The sequence below is a fragment of the Catenulispora sp. EB89 genome (assembly GCF_041261445.1).
In the GTDB taxonomy this organism is placed as follows: domain Bacteria; phylum Actinomycetota; class Actinomycetes; order Streptomycetales; family Catenulisporaceae; genus Catenulispora.
This window is the reverse complement of sequence record NZ_JBGCCU010000018.1, coordinates 210,875-228,997: the sequence shown is the minus strand read 5'-3', so window position 1 is coordinate 228,997 and position 18,123 is coordinate 210,875. Positions and strand designations below refer to the sequence as shown.

Annotated in this window: 7 protein-coding genes; 6 read left to right on the top strand and 1 reads right to left on the bottom strand. The window is 67.8% G+C overall.

What is annotated here, in order from left to right:
• Positions 1–302: 302 nt before the first annotated feature.
• The gene (locus ABH920_RS32630; protein WP_370353068.1) at positions 303–6,740 is read right to left on the bottom strand and encodes an RHS repeat-associated core domain-containing protein; all 6,438 of its coding nucleotides are present in this window, start codon (positions 6,738–6,740) and stop codon (positions 303–305) included.
• A 351-nt stretch (positions 6,741–7,091) separates the two neighbouring features.
• Between ABH920_RS32630 and ABH920_RS32625 the strand changes: the two genes are divergently transcribed.
• The 6 genes from ABH920_RS32625 to ABH920_RS32600 all read left to right on the top strand — a co-directional run bounded on the left by ABH920_RS32625 (position 7,092) and on the right by ABH920_RS32600 (position 18,116).
• Positions 7,092–11,318 carry a ricin-type beta-trefoil lectin domain protein gene (locus ABH920_RS32625; protein WP_370353067.1) on the top strand — a complete coding sequence of 1,409 codons (4,227 nt, stop codon included), beginning with the start codon at positions 7,092–7,094 and terminating at the stop codon, positions 11,316–11,318.
• 95 nt (positions 11,319–11,413) lie between these two features.
• Positions 11,414–11,695: a hypothetical protein gene (locus ABH920_RS32620; protein WP_370353066.1), complete on the top strand. Its 282-nt coding sequence runs from the start codon at positions 11,414–11,416 to the stop codon at positions 11,693–11,695.
• Positions 11,696–12,284: 589 nt separating this feature from the next.
• A complete protein-coding gene (locus ABH920_RS32615; protein ID WP_370353065.1) occupies positions 12,285–12,470 on the top strand; it encodes a DUF3761 domain-containing protein in 186 nt (61 codons plus the stop codon).
• Positions 12,471–12,705: 235 nt separating this feature from the next.
• Positions 12,706–13,080, top strand: a complete 375-nt coding sequence (locus ABH920_RS32610; RefSeq protein ID WP_370353064.1) for a DUF485 domain-containing protein — start codon at positions 12,706–12,708, stop codon at positions 13,078–13,080.
• 47 nt (positions 13,081–13,127) lie between these two features.
• The gene (locus ABH920_RS32605; RefSeq protein ID WP_370353087.1) at positions 13,128–14,831 is read left to right on the top strand and encodes a cation acetate symporter; all 1,704 of its coding nucleotides are present in this window, start codon (positions 13,128–13,130) and stop codon (positions 14,829–14,831) included.
• A gap of 252 nt (positions 14,832–15,083) precedes the next feature.
• Entirely contained in the window at positions 15,084–18,116 is a 3,033-nt protein-coding gene (locus tag ABH920_RS32600) for a BTAD domain-containing putative transcriptional regulator (RefSeq protein ID WP_370353063.1), read from the top strand.
• Positions 18,117–18,123 lie beyond the last annotated feature (7 nt).

Genomic DNA, 18,123 nt, shown 5'->3' with positions numbered 1-18,123 from the left:
CATGGTTTCCTCCGTTGGTCGGACCCGCGGGTACAGGTCACTCGGCCCGTTGTACTGCCGGAGGGTTGTCAGGGGTCGGTGCCCAGACGCCTGACAACAAAGGCCTGACAACGGCCGGGAAGCAACGGATCAGATCTGGGCACGAGTGGAGCGGCCAGCCCTTGGCCGGCCGCTCCATGACGACCTGAGGCAACAGAAGCCTGTGGTCCGAACCGACGCCTCAGGGCTTTGAATCCGGGAGGCGGTTCACATCAGCTTCGATCCATGCTCGTGACACACTTGGATTGGAATCGGGCCCTGGATCAGAACGCGTACCAGTCGTTCTTGATGCTGTATATGCTCTGCGCGATCCCGATCGATCCCGAAACAACGACATTAACGGTGAAATCCGCCATTTTGGCAGCATACCTGTCGATACTTTCGTCGACAGTCATCCGCTCGGACTCCTCCGCTATCTCCGGCACAGTGCGACTAAGACCCAACGTGAGGAGTCCGGCGACGTCGGATGCCGTACTGGTAGTGTCGAAATGCCCGTTGAGCCCTTGGTTGGCCAGGTCTGCCAGAGATCCGTCGAGTGCTGCGCTACCGGATACCTCCCCGAACGCCGCACTGCACTCAGGGCCGACGACTATGCAGCCTCCTGCTATCAATGCTGTGACAGTGGAGATGTATCCATCCCACTGCGAGATGTCGTGCGTCGCACGCTTGGCGAAATTCAGCAGGTTCTTCGACGTCACGAACTTCGGCAGCAGGCTCATCGGCTTCACCGGCACCAGATCGCAGTACGCGCCGCCGACCCTGCCGCAGAGGACGGGATTCTCCTCCAGGTAGCCGGTATTGGCCTTCGCGGCGGGCGGTGGCGGCGCAGGTGCCACTAGTGCGAAGCACAGCACGCAGGTGCGGTAGTTGTTCACGATGCCGCCGAAATAGTAGCCCGGGTAGCCGGCCGAGTAGCCGCTTTCGCCCATGCCGCGGTAGCCGCCGTTCGAGTGCAGGCCGTTGAGGTAGGACGTTTCGCAGGCACCGTAGCAGTCGGCGGGACGCAGGCCGGTGGGGTCGCTCTTGGCTATGGGATTGTCGCCGGAGTAGGTGTAGCCGTTCTCCTCCTGCGACGAGTCGGCTTCGAACAGCGGGTCGACGGAGAGGAATCGGCCGGTGGCCGGGTCGTACCATCGGGCACCGATGTTGGTAAGGCCGGTGGACGTATCGTCGGGGTCGTTGAGGAAGCCCTTGTTGTCCGGCCAGGTAGCCGACAGGGCACCGCGGGGCGCGCCGTAGGCGGTGAACTGTCGCCAGGTCGGCACGGTCAGGGTGCTGTCGAGAACCAGCAACCCGGTGCCCTGGGAGTTGGTGATCTCGAAGCTGTAGTTCGGGCCGGCACCGCTGCGCACGGCTTGGCCGCCGCCAGGTAGGGCGTAGTAGCGGTTGCCGGTGATCGCGCCGGTGCTGGTGTCGAGTTGGAGTTCTTCCTGCGGCAGGTAGAGCGTGGTCCGGCCGAGATCCTTCTGGAGCAGCAGAGTGCCGCTGGCGCCATAAATGTAGCTGGAGGCGCCCGACGTGGTGGCCACGGAGGTGAGTTGTCCGGCATCGGACCAGGTGAGGCTCTGATCACCGTTGGCGGATGTGTCGCGGGTCGTGGTGTTGCCTGCGGAGTCGGCGCCGTAGCTCGTGGCCGATGTGCCCGCTGGGCCGGTCGTGGTGGTGGCGGTAAGAGTGTTGGGTTGGGTTGTGCCGTAGGTGTAGGTGGTAACGGCGTCCTGGGCGCCGGCGATGCCGTGGTTGACCTGCTTGGTGGGCTGGCCCAGGGGGTCGAAGGTCCAACTGGTCCAGTACGCGCTGCCGGTGATGCCGTCGCCGATGGTGGCCCCGTCGTTTGTGGTGGGGTCGGCGGCGCAACTGTCGGTGGCGGTCCAGGCCTGGGTGAGTCGGTCGAGGCTGTCGTAACCGAAACACTGGGTTTCGGCGGTGACCGTGCCGGCGGTGAGGCGTTTGTCGGTCTGGTCGGTGGGGTTTCCTGCCGGGTCGTAGAAGTAGCTGGTGTCGTCCAGCGGTGTCGCGGACACCGTGATGTTGGTGACCTGTGCGTCGGTGAGCGAGCGGGTGTGCGGGTCGTAGGTGTTGGTCAGGTCGGCGTGAGCTCCCTGGTTGAGGCCGAGTTCGAGCTCGGCGACCTGCCTGTCGGGGGTGTAGTCGGCATTGTCGCTGTAGCTGGCCAGTCCGCCTGGCCCGACGGGTAGGTCAAGTGAGGTCTCGTAGGCGTGGGTGACGGTTTCGGCGGGCAGTGCCCCGCCACCGGGCGATGCCGGATAGCTGTCGTGGTCGGGCAGGGCGGTGCCGCTGGTATAGGTGTGGGTGAACGCGTAGGACCCGGCCAGCGCGCCTTCGGCGGCGGGAATCGTGATGGTCTCGCCGAGGGATTCCCCGTTGGCGTTGAATCCGCTTTGCTGGTCGACGTAGGCGTTTGCACCGACATAGCTGGTCGCGGTCGTGAGCTTGCCGATCGGATCGCTCATCCCGGCGACGGCGTTGTTGGCGTTGTCGTAGACCCAGCCGATGAGTTGGTTGTCAGGCACCTGACCGGGCACCGGCGCGTCGAACTCACCGGTCTTGCGGTTCAGGCCGTCGTAGGTGAACGAGATCGTCTTGTTCCGCGAGTCGGTTGTCTGGAGTACGTTGCCGGCCGGGTCGTACGCCATCGTGGATGTGCCGGCGTCGGGGTCCGTCTTGGTGACCGTCTGGCCCAGCAGGTTGTAGCCGGAGCTCCAGTCCTCGCCGGTCGTGACGTCCTTGACGTCGGTCTGCTGTCCTACTGTGTTGTACACATACTGCGTCGCCTGCGTGCTGCCGCCGGTGATCGCGACAGTGGTGATCGCGCTGGCCGTGACCGTGACGGTGGGGAGCGTGGTGTAGTCGTCCTTCTCCACAGTGCGGCCCAGCGCGTCGGTGACGGTGGCGGTCGCGGCACCCCCGGCGAACGGCTGGCCGGTGGCGTTCAGCGGCACAGTGACTGTTTTGTCGCCTGTGTATGCCGTCGCGGTTTGCGATCGGATGGCAGACCTGTCGTACGAAGTGTCCAGGACGGGTTGTCCCGAGCCGTTGAACGCGGTCACGTCCTGGTCGTCCACCTGGGAGTCCGGCACGGTGACCAGCGTGGCGCCCGGTGTGGTCGTCGGATCCCACCAGTTGGTGTTCTTCTTGCCCACCCAGCCACGGCTGTCGTAGAACGTGTCGGTGACCAGGCGTCCGCCCTGCGGGGTGGGCTGCTGAGTCTGGCGAACGCGCAGCAGCCCGTCGTACAGCGTGGTCGCCGCGTTGTACTGCTCTTGGTCGTTCATAACCTTCCTGGTGACCACCGTCGGGGCAGTCTGCGAGACCTGGTAACCGAATAGCGAGTTCGCCGGAGCGGTGGTCGGCCGGCCGTACTCCCAGACCGCGATCAGCCGGCCCAGTCCGTCGTAGTGCGTGGTGGTGGTGATGCCGTTCGGGTCGGTACTGGCGGTGGCCGCACCGCGTAGTGGATCGAGGGTCTGGCTGGTGGTCTGGCCGAGCGGGTTGGTGGTCTTGACGGCGGTGGTCAGGCCGTTGGTCGTCGTGTAGCTGGTCTGGGTGTCGCGCCCCAGCGGGTCAAACGAGTCCAACGGGCGCCCGATGGTGTCGTAGGTGTCGGCCTTGTTGACCTGATAGGTGAACGCGCCCGCGGTGTAACCGTTGGCCTGCAGGACTTCGGACACGTCACCCTTGGTGGGGACAGCTTTGGTGGGCAGGGTCGACGGTTGCGGCCAGGTTTGCGCGAGCGCCGGGTCGTCGTAGATGGTGCGGGTGTCGGACACCACGTCAGTGGGTCGGTTCACCGATGCCGGCGCGGTGAGCGCGTTCAGTTGCGTCGCGGTGGGAACCGTGGCGCCGGCCGGATTCGTGCCACCGCAGGGATCGGCGTCGACTTCGACCTCGGATGCCAGGCCAACGAGGTTCGCGGTCGTGTCGGCCGGTGCGTACGTGGTGGTCGTGCAGCGTTGCTGGGTGGGGTCGGCCAGGTCGCCATGCGCGAACTGGACCAGCGGTTCGCCAAAGGTGGCGTCAGACGTGCCGGTGTCGTAGGCGGTGTCGCTTTCGGTCTTGCGCCACGTGGTCGGGCCGTCGGTGATCGCGGTGCGGGTCCACTGCTCGACCTGGCCGGTAGCGTTGGCCGTCAACGTCGGCAGCCCGGTTCGGGCGCGGGTGGCGACGGCCGCGGACACCCAGTAGGAATCGATGGTCGAGCCGAGAATCGAACCGCCGGCGAAATCGTAGTCAGTGGTCTCCAAGGTCTTCCCGGCCAGCCGGTCGAGGTCGTCGTGTTTGCCGCCCTGTGAGTCGGTCAACGTCACGTCGTTGGTGTCGTTGTCGTCGGACATGCCTCGGTAGTAGGTGGTCTCGGCCTCGGTCTGGGCGTCGTTGCCCTGGCCGGTGAAGGTCTGCACATCACCGAAGCCACGCCACTGCCCGTAGGTGCGGTACTTGGCCTTGACGACCTCGTTGTCGTCGTAGTGCCATCCGCCACCACCGAGGTACTTGTACACAGTGGACATCACGGGGGCGCCACCGGTCGGGTCGGCCACGGTGACCTGCTGGACCTGGTACTTGATGAACCAGTCCTGCATCGGTTTGGGGTAGCCGAACGGCGTCCAGTACACCGGGTAGCACGACGACGTGTTCGACGACGCTGTGATCGACACTGGCGAGGAACAGGCGGTGACTTGTTCGTACCCGACGCCGATCACCGCGCCGCTCTCGTTGGTGATCGCGGCGATCCGGTTTCGGGTCAGGATGGGCAGTCCGTCGTGGGTGGCCACCCGGTTCTGCAGGTCGATCGGCGTGAAGCTGACGCTCGGCAACGTGACCGAGGAGCCGCCCGCGGTGGTGTCCGCGCCGGTGTGGGTGATCGACGACAGCCACAGCGTCGGCGACGTGCCGTCCCCGGTCGCCGGCATGGACTGATCGAGCCTCCACGAATCCACCTGCGCGTATGCCGACCCGGTCCACTGCCGGGTTGTGATGCCGACCAGGCGCACGGTCGAGTAGAACGACGGGCCGTTCACCTTGCACGTGGCCTTCGCCGTGCACTGCAGGTCTTCCGGCACGTCCGGCCAGTTCTTCGCGTTCGCGGAGTTCAGCGGGTCACAAGTGCCCGACAGGCAGCGGTCGGCGGTGGCATACACCACCTGGTCCGGCGCGTGGCCGCCGTTGACCGAATAGGCGTTGGTCGCGGTCAGTCCGTAGTCGATGCGGCTGAGGTGGGAGTCCCGCACGTAGCTGGTGGCGCTGGTGGTGTCACCGTTCTCGCCGTAGGCGTTGGTGTCCTGAGTGTAGTAGTAGGCCATCGCGTTCTCATGGATGTCGGTGACGAAGTCCAGGTTCCACCGGTAGGCCATCGTGCAGACCGAATTCGCCCAGTCAGCGTCGTAGCACGGATCGCCGGCATGGGCGGAGAACACCGGTACCGAGTCCACCGAGTCGGTCGCGGCGTCCGACGCGGACCAGCCGGGCAGGTGATTGAGCCCGAAGTAGTAGCTCGTACCGGTGCGGTCGGTGATCTTCCAGTAGTCCATGTCGTGCGTTCCCGATCCGTTGTCCGAACCGGTTATTCGGGTGACCACATCGCCGTTGTCTTTCTCGGTCTTGTAGGTCTTCTTCCCCGAATCCCACACCAGCGCGGTGGACGTGCCGTTCATTGAGAGCGTCAGGATCGGTCCGTCGTAGCACTCGTCGCTGGTTGACTGGGGCGCGGCGGAGCCCTCCGGGCTGTCGGAGCAAGCGGCGAAGGACTGCTCGATGAACGACTGTCCGGTGGACCAGCCGTCGCCGGCCCACGAAGCCTGCGCCTGGGTCGCCGCGGTCTGGCCGTCCACGGTGCCTGAGTCATAGGACAGCCCGACCGTCGGGGTCAGCTTCGAGGCGGCTGGCGGGACGCTGATGGGGTAGTCGTAGGTGAAGGAGCCAGTCGATCCGCCCGCTGCCCACGAGCCGGACGGCTTGAGAGTGGTGGCCGAGTACGTGCCGGCCGACCCGCCGCCGTCGCCGCCGGCGGCCGTGCTGGTCGCCGCGACCACCATCGGCGAGCTGCTCACACGGCCGGCAGGCATCAGGGCCGATACGCTGCGGGCGCTGACATCGTTGAGCGCACCGGCCAACGGGGTCGCAGTGCGGCAGGCTTGCACCTGTGGGGTGGTCAGCGCGCAGCCCGGCAGCTCGACCAGCCGCAACCGGGATCCATAGTTCCCGCCGTAGGCGTCTTCGAAGCCGGCGTAGTTCACGCCGATCCTCAGCGCGCCCCGCGATGCTGCCGGGACGGGACCGTCCGGTGTGACGGTGAACGCCACACCGGTGACACCGGCGGCAATCGCGGCCTGATGGCTGGTCATCCGCACGGTCAGCTTGGCAGGGTTCTGAGCAGGATTCTGAACACTGTCGTCTGAGCTGCCGGCCTGCTGCACCCACACCGGCATGCCGGTGACAGGAACCGCCCGGGCCTGGCTTCGGGTCAGATCAGCCACTCCGACGGACGCAGCCGGCCATGACACCGTCGTGGCCTGATAGGGCTGCTCGACGGAGTGAGCAGACAGCCGAGGGGCTTGGTAGGCGAACGCACGCACGCCCTGCGAGGCCGACATCGTCGGCACCGAAGGCAAACGCGGCGCGGCGGCGGCAGCCGGATGCCCGGCAGACACCAGCGTGGCGCCGACGGTTGCCAGCGCAATCATCCCGATCACGGGACGGGATCGGCTGATCCGCCCGATCCTTCTTTCCATCCAGCCTGTTCCGCGCACCACGACCACCTTCATGTGTCGTCCGAATACCTGCGAACAGATGCGCAACAAAGGCTATGAGTGTCGATATCCGAAGTCGTCCCACCACGGATGCACATCAGAGGTCGACCACAGCGGCAGCGCCCCGTCCTGTATATCGCTCAGGTCGACCCTGACCTCCTGTCCTGGTCCGACGACATATAGCGAGCGCTTTTCTAGTCTTTGTGCGGTCACACGCGGTGAGAATTCAGATCTCCGCAGGACTCGGCAATGAAGGGAACCACCCTGATGCGCCAGCGTTCACCCATGTTCCCCTGGGCACGCGCCCGGGCCCGGATCATCCTGGCAGTCGCGGTGGCGGCTGCGTGTGCCCTCGCTATCAGTGCGCCTTCGCAAGCCACAGCGACGCAGCCGAGCGCCGGGACGTCCACTGGCGCTCAATCCTCGGGGGCGGCACAGCAGGCATCGCTCACCGAGCGAGCCGAGTCGGCGGCGTCGGCGCGAGCCCGAAGCAGCGGCGCACGGGTCACCGTGGACGCGCTGACCACGCCTACCTCGATGGTGGCCGCAAACCCGAGCGGCACCTTCACGCTGACACAGTCCCTCCAGCCGACGCGCACCAAGCGAGACGGGGCTTGGGTGAACCTTGATGCCACGCTGCACCGCGACGCCGACGGGACTGTGTCGCCGAACGCGACCGAAAACGCCGTGACGCTGTCCGGTGGTGGAAGCTCGCCGCTCGCGGTGCTGACCGATGCTGGCTACAGCCTGTCCATCATTTGGCCGGCCGCCCTGCCGCGACCCACCCTCTCCGGTGCGCGCGCCGACTATGCCAACGTGCTACCGGGGGTCGACCTGGAGGTCACCGCGACGGATCAGGGCGGGCTGGCCGAGGTTCTGATCGTGCGCAACGCCAGCGCAGCCGCGGACCCGGCGCTCGGGACGTTGCGCATGCGGTTGCGTACCAAGGGGATAACCGTGTCTCAGGACGCCGAGGGCAACCTGACCGCGAGGGCCGGCGCCGGCGGGCTGCCAGTGTTCTCCGCAGCCGCACCCATCATGTGGGACTCCGCCACCAACGCGCTGCCGACCCCAACGAGCGCACGCGCTACCACCGTCTCCAGCGAATCCGGGCCCGGCCGCGCGGCACACACCGCACCTGTCACCGGTTCGCTGTCCCCCGCGCCGCCCACCACTCGTGCTAACCAGAGCGTCGAGAGCGATACGACGCTCGCCCTGGCGCCCAATCGGGTGATGCTGACCGGCAAGGCCACGGTGTTCCCGATCTATATCGACCCCACCTGGAATCCGCTTCCGTCCGGCGGTGCCCGGCAGGCGTGGGGCTCGGTGTCCACGCTGTACCCAGGCAACAACGAATACGACAACTCCACCGATCCGGACGCCAACATCCTGCAGGTCGGCAACAGCAGCTACTACACCGCCCGCTCGTTCATCCGGTTCGGCGTCTCCTCGGTCCTCAGCGGCGCGACGATCTTCTCCTCCGACGTGAAGTTCACCTCGGCCGGCGACGTCTGCAAGTCCTCGGCCACCGAGGTGGATCTGTACTGGACCGGCCCGATCAGAAACCCCCTCACCTGGAACAACATGCCGGCCATGAGCAACAAGGTCGCGTCGGCAAACGGTACCGACTGTCCGAACACCAGCGTCGACTTCAACGTCACCACTTTCATGCGGGCACACGTCGGCGCCACCGACATGACCTTCGGACTGCGCGCACCGGACGAGTCCGACAACGCGCAGTGGAAGGAGTTCCTGAGCAACAATGGCGCCGCGAGCATGTCCACTGAGTACAAGCACGCCCCGAGCCTGCCCCGCCTGCCGTCCACCTCGCCCGGCGGGATCTGCAACACCGGCAGCCCTTCGGCGGTCACCATCGGCAATGACGACGTCACGTTCTCCGTCATTCCCAATGACGTCGACGGCGGACAACTCGGCACCCAGCTCGTCATCAAGGATTACGGCAGCGGAACGACGGTCTACGACTCAGGGCCGGCGGCCAGCGCGATCTCGGCGCTCACCACCACCTCGGGCTCCCCGCAGCCGATCGTCATCCCCCGCACCAAGATCCAGGGATGGAATCCGAACGGCGCCACTCAGGCGTATCAATACTCGTGGTACGTCATCACCAGCGACGGCAAGCTCTACAACCCCACCAACGGCCCCGGAACCAGCGGCCAACCGTGCACCTTCACCTACAATCCCGCCCAGCCTTCGGCGCCCGGGGTCGCCGTGCCCTCGACCATCCCCGACCTCGGGCAGTCGATAGCCATCACCCTGGGCCCGTGTGCCGGCTCGCTCGCCACCCCTCCCACCGCCTGCACCGGACCTGCGCCGACCCGCTACGTCTACCAACTGAACGAATCCGCACCGGCCTCGGTCACCGCCGTCACCGGCGCCGAGACGGTCGCCCTGCCGCTGCATCACGCGGGCGCCAACATCCTCACCGTCTACGCCCTGTCAGCCGGCGCAAACCCGGGCAGCGTCACCTCCACAACCTTCGACGTCGGCATCCCCGGCGCGAGCTACGCCGACGGTGACATCAACGGGGACGGAAATCCCGACTTCCTGCACAACGGCGCCGGCGGGAACGCCGGGCTGTGGCTCGGAACCAGCGACGGCCACGGGAACCTCGCCACCCCGATCGACATCGGCGCGCTCGGTACCGGCGCCAGCTCCACCCCCAGCCCCGCCGAATGGACCGGGGCCGACATCCTGCACGGCGACTTCACCGGCGACCACGTCCAGGACATCGCCGCCTACTATCCGACCGGCACCGCGGCAGGCAACGCCGACCTGCTGTTCGGCAACGGCGACGCCACCGCGCTGAGCCCATACGCCTACGCGCAGCAGGAGATCACCGCGCCGAACCTCGCCGACACCGCCCTCAACGCCGCCGGCGACAATCCGGCCGACCTGGTGGCCGCCGGCAACGCCACGCTGGCCGGCAACCCCGTCCCGGACCTGATCGGCATCGTCGGCGACGCGACGAACGGCTACCAGCTCGACATGTACACCAGCCCGGACGGGAGATTCGGCGACTACACCTACGGCCAGACCATTGCCACTCCCGGCCAAAGTCCTGACGGCACGAACGACTGGCACAACTACACGCTGGCCGCCACCCAGACCCCCGGCATGACGGTGTTGTTCGCCCTCAACACCCTCAGCGGAACGCTGTACGAGTCCGCCAACCCCGATCAGAGCACTACGACACCCATAGGCAGCCCCGGCACCTGGACAGCGATCACCCAGTGGCAGTCGGCGGGCAACGTGGCCGGCCTCCCGGTACTTGTCAGCGCCGACGTCACCACCGCACCCGGCACCCCGACCATCGAAATCTGGACCACAGACTCCAGCAACGCCACAGCCACCGACTACTTCCTGACCGGCGGCACCCTCACCGCGCAGCACACCACCAGTCTGCTCGCTCCCGGCCACTCCTGGCCCCTGTCCGACGGCGGAAACGCCACCACCGCCGCCGACACCAGTGGCGCCACCCCGGCCACGCTGGAAGGCGGGGCGACCTGGACCACCGACCCGCTTCTCAAACGGCCGGTCCTGGCCCTGGACGGCAGCACCGGCTACCTGGGCCTGCCGACGGGCCTGGTCAAATCCTCCGACACCCTGACGATCTCGCTGTCGTTCAAGGCGTCACCCGGCACCACGGGGATCCTGGTCAGCACCGGCAATGACGTACCCGCCAACCTCAACCCCGCCACCATGCCGGTGATGTACATCGGCACCGACGGCCGGCTGTACGCCCAGTTCTGGAACGGCTCCGTCCGCCCGATGGTCTCCGCCGCGCCCGTCAACGACGGCCAGTGGCACAAGGCCACCCTGGCCAGCGACGGCACCAACCAGAGCCTGTTCGTCGACAACGACCTGCGCGTCGGCATGGCCGGCAGCCCGCCGGTCACCAACGAGGATCCGTTCAACTACATCGGCGCCGGCGTCTTCCCTGCCAACACCAGCACCAAGAGCTGGATCAACGCGCCCGGCAACAGCACCGTGGCTCGGGCCAGCTACTTCACCGGCCAGATCTCCGACGTCTCCTACTACGCGGCCTATCTGACCCCCGACGAAGTCACACCATTCCACAACCCCCAGCCGATCACCGGGGCGATCACCTCGGCCCTGTCCAATGCCCTGTGCATTGACGACCGCTCCGGCAACACCGCCGACGGCAACCCCATCCAGATCTACACCTGCAACAACAGCGCGGCGCAGCAATGGACCATCACGCCCCAGCCCGGTGGCGTCCTCAACACCATCACCACGAGCGGCAAATGCCTCACGGTAGCCGGCAGCGGCACCGCGAGCGGGACCGGCATCGACCTCTACACCTGCAACGGGACTCCGGCGGACTACTGGACCATCGACTCCGACGGCCAGCTGTGGAACCCGCACTCGCAGATGTGCCTGGCCGACCCGGCCAGCACCACCATCCCGGGGACCCAACTCATCATCTACGCGTGCGACTACGGCAATGAGCAGAACTGGCACCGTCCCTGAGACACGCCAGGGGGCCATCGCGCCGGCCGGGCTTCCTCCTCCCGGCTCGGCGCGACGGCGCTTCAACCGCGCGGCTGCCGGTGCGGAGCCCGGGGATGTACCGCTGCCGCTGCCAGCCACACGCGCTACTTCCGGGACTTCGGCTGCACCTGCTGTGCACGCTGGGCGGGCTGCCGATCGCGTTCACTCCGACCTGGGCGAAGGCCGACGAACGCAAGACTCCCCTCGATATCTTCGCCACCGAACCCACGCTCGTCCCAGACCGACCACCTGGACAGACGCTGATCGGCGACAAGAACTACTCCGGCTGCGAGTTCGAGTCGCAGCCGGCCGACCTGAACATCGAACTAACCGATACACCACTTCCCACGACGTGACCGAGACCGTCAAAGTCGCCACATGGCGGCTCTGACGGAGTTCGACCACCATTGAAGCGTGATCACGACAGAGATTCCTTGCCCGCCTGCAAGCCCCACGTTTGGGGGCCACTTGGGAGCCACACGGGATGCGCCATCATGAACGACCTGCGGGTGGGTACTCGCGACGCCCGGCCGACGGGAGGGGCATTGCGTGCATGACGTGCAGCAACAGTTACCACATAGACCTGGGGGTCAAGGGGTCGCAGGTTCAAATCCTGTCAGCCCGACGGTAACGTCGCAGGTCAGGGCCTCAATCCGAAGGATCGGATTGAGGCCCTTGATATGTTTTGGGGGCCAATTCGTGGCCCCCAGCGGCGCCATGGCGCGCATCTGGAGCTGCCTCAGCTCCCGCACCAATGCCATGACCTGTACCTTCTGTACAACGGCGCTAACCTCGTTGACCGAAGGTCAAGTGCGGCAATGGCGTCGCGTTCCTTGAGCAATTCGTGTAGCGCTTGACCTGTCGGAACCGTGGGGTCGCGACGTTGAGGTCATGGAAGCTGCGCTGGATTCATGGGCGGCTGTCCTGTTCGGGTAGGACGCCGATGTGGTGCTGGCTGGACTCCCGCCGCGGGGCGTCCACGGCCTGCCAGTCGGCGAAGACCGGACCTGTGGCAGCGAGCCGCATCCAGATGGCACCACAGCCCCCTGCCACGGTGGCACCTACAGCTCCAGCACGACGTGGCAGGGTACCTGCTCGCAGTACAGCGGTGTTGAAGTCTGGTCCTCCTGACGCCGCAGCGACCCGTCGGGCCGTCATCCATCGACGTAAATCACTGTTCGATCCGCCGTTGATCGCGCGTCCATCCTGAAGACCGAGAGTTTTGCCGTCCCCGCCGGGGACCAGATGTCCCGCCCCGCCGCCGTACCCCCAGGCAAGTCCCCGATCACGGCGGGAGGGGCGGGACATTCCCTTGTGCGCCTGAGCCCCTTGCGACGGCCATCAACTCTCGACTTGAAGGAGTACCGTGTCCGACCCTGCCCGGATCGCTGACGATCCGCGCTTCGCCGAACTCAGAGGCGCCTACCGGCGTTTCGTGTTCCCGGTGACCGTCGCTTTCCTCGTCTGGTTCCTCACCTACGTGATCTGCTCCGCCTACGCACGCGGCTTCATGGCGCACGAGCTGGTCGGGAACATCAACGTGGCCCTCGTGTTCGGGCTGCTGCAGTTCGTCTCCACCTTCGGCATCGCCGCGGCCTACGCGCGCTACGCCGGCCGCCGGCTCGACCCGCTGGCCGCAGCGCTGCGGGCGGAGGCTGAAACCGGTCTCAGGGTCCCGGCCCCCCGCCACGCCGCCGGGGGTCCGCTGCCCGACGTCCGACTCGCTGAGGAAACCGCATGAACCACCACGACCTGCTGCTCGCCGCGGTCGAGCCGACGTTGCATTCGATGAAGACCCCGGCCTCGAACAAGGCGCTGACCGTCGGGATCTTCGCGGTTCTGGTGCTCGCCACCCTCGGCATCACCTTCTGGGCCCGGCGCAGCGCTAAGGGCACCGGCGGCTTCTACACCGCCTCCGGCGAGTTCTCCGCGCTGCAGAACGGCATCGCCCTGTCCGGCGACTATCTGTCCGCGGCCTCGTTCCTTGGCATCGCCGGGATCATCGCGCTGTCCGGCTACGACGGATTCCTGTACTCGATCGGTTTCCTGGTCGCGTGGCTGGTCGCGCTGCTGCTGGTCGCCGAATTGCTGCGCAATACCGGCCGCTTCACCATGGCCGATGTGCTTGCCGCACGGCTGCGCAGCGGGCCGATGCGCACTGCGGCCGGCGTGTCCACCATCGTCGTGTCGATCTTCTACCTGGTCGCGCAGATGGTCGGCGCCTCGACCATCGTCGGGCAGCTGCTCGACGTCCAGGGCACCGGTGCGCAGATCTGGACCATCGTCGGCGTCGGCGTCTTGATGATCGTTTACGTCGTGGTCGGCGGGATGAAGGGCACCACCTGGGTACAGATCGTCAAGGCCGGCCTGCTGATCGTCGGCACCCTGACCATGACCGTGTGGGTGCTCGCCAAGTACGGGTTCAACGTCAGCCACCTGCTCGGCGATGCCGCCGCGCAGTCCGGTAAGAAGGACGCGTTCCTGCAGCCCGGCCAGAAGTACGGCGCCACCGACGGCTGGTCCAAGCTCGACCTGATCAGCCTGGGCGTGGCGCTGGTGCTCGGCACCGCGGCGCTCCCGCACGTGCTGGTCCGCTTCTACACCGTCCCGACCGGCCGCGACGCCCGCAAGTCGGTGAACTGGGCCATCGGCATCATCGGCGTGTTCTACCTGATGACGCTGGTCCTGGGCTTCGGCGCGGCGGCGATCGTGCACACCGCGGTCATCAAGGAGAAGGACCCGTCCGGCAACACCGCTGCCACGATGCTGGCCGAGCACCTGGGCGGCGGGGCCGGCAGTACCGGCGGCTCGATGATGCTGGCGTTCATCGCCGCCGTCGCGTTCGCCACCATCCTGGCGGTGGTGGCGGGCCTGACGCTGACGTCGTCCTCCTCGTTCGCGCACGACCTGTACGCGAACGTCATCAAGAAGGGCCGGGCCACCGAGAAGCAGGAGCTGTTCACGGCGAAGCTCGCCGCCATCGTGATCGGCGCGGTCGCGATCGTGCTGTCCATCCTGGCCCGGGAGCAGAACGTCGCCTTCCTGGTGGCCCTGGCCTTCGCCATCGCCGCCTCGGCGAACCTGCCGGCGATCCTGTTCACGCTGTTCTGGAAGCGCTTCACCACTTTCGGCGCCAAGTGCGGTATCTACGCCGGGCTGATCGCCTCGGTCGGCCTGGTGCTGCTGTCGCCGATCTGCTGGGGCGGCGCCACGGGCACCGTGCACGCCAGCAAGCTCACCGCCAAGCAGGCCGCGGACTGCGGGGTGTCGGAGAAGAGCAAGGAGGTCGGAAACGCCACCGCACTGTTCTCCTGCACCGTCAAGGCACCGGTACCGCTGCAGAACCCGGGTCTGATCTCGATCCCGGTCGGCTTCGCCGCCGCGGTCGTCGGTACGCTGATCGGCGGCCGGCGCCGGGACGAGGAGCAGCGGGACGCTGAGAACTTCGAGGCGCTGGAGGTGCGGGCGCTGACCGGGATCGGGGCGGTCTGAGGACAGGATCCTGATCGACGTGTAGTGCGACGGGGCGTACGGCCGGCAAGCGCCGGCCGTACGCCCCGTCGGCCTTCGCAGCACGAACCGCAGCTTGCTTTCGAACGGACCGCGCAGACCATGGCCGAGATGGTGCCGCCGAGATGATGGCGCGGATGGCCTGGCCGGCTCCCAGCTCCCAGCCCTTGAAACCTTGATCCTTCGACCCTTCGATCCGGTTAGCATGAACCGTGGGCAAGGGGGATGTTGATCATGGGTGACGGGCTGCGCTTCGGCGTCCTGGGGCCGGTGGAGGCGTGGCGAGGTGACAGCGAGCCGGTGGCGCTCGGCTCTCCTCAGCAGGTCGCGGTATTGGTTCGGTTGTTGCTGGCCGGTTCGTGGGCGGTGACCGCCGACGAGATCATCCACGCGGTATGGGGCGAGGAGCCCGCCGACGGCGCCCTGGGCATCGTGCGCACCTACGTCGCCCGGCTACGCAAACGCTTGGAGCCCGAGCGGGCCCGTGGAGCGACCGGCGGGCTGCTGGCCTCGGTCGGCTCCGGATACGTCCTGAAGGCAGATGCCGATGCGCTCGACCTGGCCGTCTTCAACGACCTGACCACGCGGGCAGCCGAGGTGCGGGGCGCCGGCAGCGTCGGCGAGGCAGCCGAATTGTATCGGCGCGGACTCGCGCTTTGGCGGGGTGTCCCGCTCGCCGGCGTCCCGGGGCCGTACGCGGAGACGCAGCGAACCTGGCTGGTCGAGGCCAGTCTGAACGCCAGGCAAGCGCTGCTGGAGTGCGAGCTGGAGCTCGGCCGGCACCGCGACGTCGTGGCGGAGGCGTCGGTGATGATCGCCGAGCATCCGCTGCGCGAGCAGCTGTATGAAGCGTTGATGCTCGCTCTTTACCGGTCCGGACGGCAGGCTGAGGCGCTGGCCGCCTACGCGGACGCCCGACGGCTCCTGGACGAGGAACTCGGCGTCGAGCCCGGGCTCGGGCTCCGGGAGATGCACCGGAAGATCCTCTGCGCCGACCCGGCGCTCGCGGCCCCCGTGTGGCCCGGAGTGGTGGACATCAGAACGGCCTGGGCCGCTGGGCCGCCGCCGACCGCCGCGCAGGAACAAGCACTCGCGAAACACAGCCAGGCGCCCCGAATACCCGTTCCCGCACAGCTCCCGGCCGATCTGCCCGACTTCTCCGGCCGCCGCGCCGCCATCGAGAAGATCCGTGACGCGCTCACGCACGCCTCGGTGTCCGATTCCGCGGTGATCGTGACGGTGTCCGGCATGGGCGGCGTCGGGAAGTCGACGCTGGCCACGCACGCGGCGCACGCCGTCGCCGACCGGTTCCCGGACGGCTGCCTGTACGTCGACCTGCGCGGCGCGGACGACCGGCCCGCCGACCCGGCCGACGTCCTCGGACGGTTCCTCACAGCACTCGGTACCGCCCCGAACACCGTGCCCACGACGCTCGAAGAGCGTGCCGCGCTGTTCCGCACGATCCTCACCTCTCGCCGAGTCCTGATCCTGCTCGACAACGCCTCCGACGCCGCGCAGGTCCGGCCGCTGCTGCCCGGCGCGCCGGGCAACGCCGCTCTGGTCACCAGCCGGCCGCACCTGGTCGGCCTGCCGACCGCCGCGAGCGTCGACCTGGAGGTCATGGACGGCGCGGAGGCCGCCGAGCTGCTGGGCCGGATCGTCGGCCCGGAGCGGACCGGCATCGCCGGCCCGGCGGCGGCCGAGCTGGTCGCCGCCTGCGGGTACCTGCCGTTGGCAGTCCGCATCGTCGGCGCGCGGCTGGCCGCGCGGCCGAACTGGACCGTCCAGGACATCGCCCGGCGGCTGGCCGACGAACAGCGGCGGCTCCGGGAGCTGCGGACCGGCGACCTGTCCATCGAAGGGTGCTTCGCCCTGAGCTACCACCAGCTGGATCCCGACGCCGCCCAAGCGTTCCGGCTGCTGGCCACCGTGTCCTTCCCCGACATGGGGTTGGCGGGCGCGGCGTCGATCATCGGCCTGGACCCGCTGGACGCCGGCGAGACCGAGGATCTGCTGGAATCGCTGGTGGACCTGGGGCTGCTGGAGTCCCCGCTCCCCGGCCGCTACCGCTACCACGACCTGGTGCACGTCTACGCCCGCGATCTGGCCCTGGCGATCGACGGCCCGCAGGAGGCCGACGCCTGTCTGGCCAGGCTGCTGGACATGATCCAGGCCACGGCGCTCAACGGGTTCCGGCTCGCACAGCCGGGCAGCATGATCCCGGACAGCCTGGAACCGGCGCGGTCGCCGGGCCAGACGTTCGCCGATGCCGCCGAGACCCGCGCCATCCTGGCCGTGCGACTGCCGGCGACCCTGGCCGTGCTCCGCCAGGCCATCGCCGGCACCGCCGAGCATCTGAGCGCCGCGGCGCGGGCCCTGGTACTGCTGCCCGTGGACCCGCAGTGGCAGCGCAACATGGTGACATCCGTGGCCGAAGCGCTCGTCGACGCTGCCGCCCGCACCGGCGACCGGCAGTCGGAGGCGCGCGCCCGCTACATGCTCGACTACCACCGGCTGGGTTCGGCGGAGTTCCTCGAGTCGGTCATCGACGGCGGCCCGGACAACCGGACCGTCGAGCTGTGCCGGGCGGTCGGGGACCGGATCCTGCTGACTTACGTGCTGGACACCTTGGGCTGCATGTGGGCCGCGGTACGACGGCGCGAGGAAGCGCTGGCCTGCCTGGACGAAGCGCGCGAACTGGCCCTGGCCACCGGGAACCGGCAGGCGCAGGCCGGGGTGGACTCGTCGATGGCGTACACCTTGGTGTCGTGCGGCGGGGACCTCGAGGCGGCCGTCGAGCACGGACGGCGGTGTGTCGAGCTGTCCCGTGAACTGGCCGACACCGAGAACGTGATGGTCGGCTTGTACCTGACCGGCTGGGCGTTGCAGGGGCTGGGGCGGTACGACGAGGCCGAGGCGCTCTACGACGAGTGCATCCGGTTGTGCCAGGCGGGGAACACCCCGAACCGGGAGGCCAGCGCCCGGTTCCGGATCGCGACACTGCGGGCCGCCGCCGGCCGGCACCAGGAGGCCGTGGCGATCGCCGAGCACGTCCTGGCCGGCGGCGAGGCGTTTCACGACGACTGGCTCCGGGCGCACGCGCTGGGCGTGCTGGCCGGGTCGCTGCCCCGGTTGGGGCAGGGCGAGCGGGCCGAGGCCGTGCTCCGGGAGGCGGTCGAGATCTTCACCGGTCTCGGCCTGGAGGCCGAAGCCGAGGCGCTGCGGCCCGGCGCCGTGAACGCCCCCGCGTCGCTGCCAAGCTCCTGAGCCACCG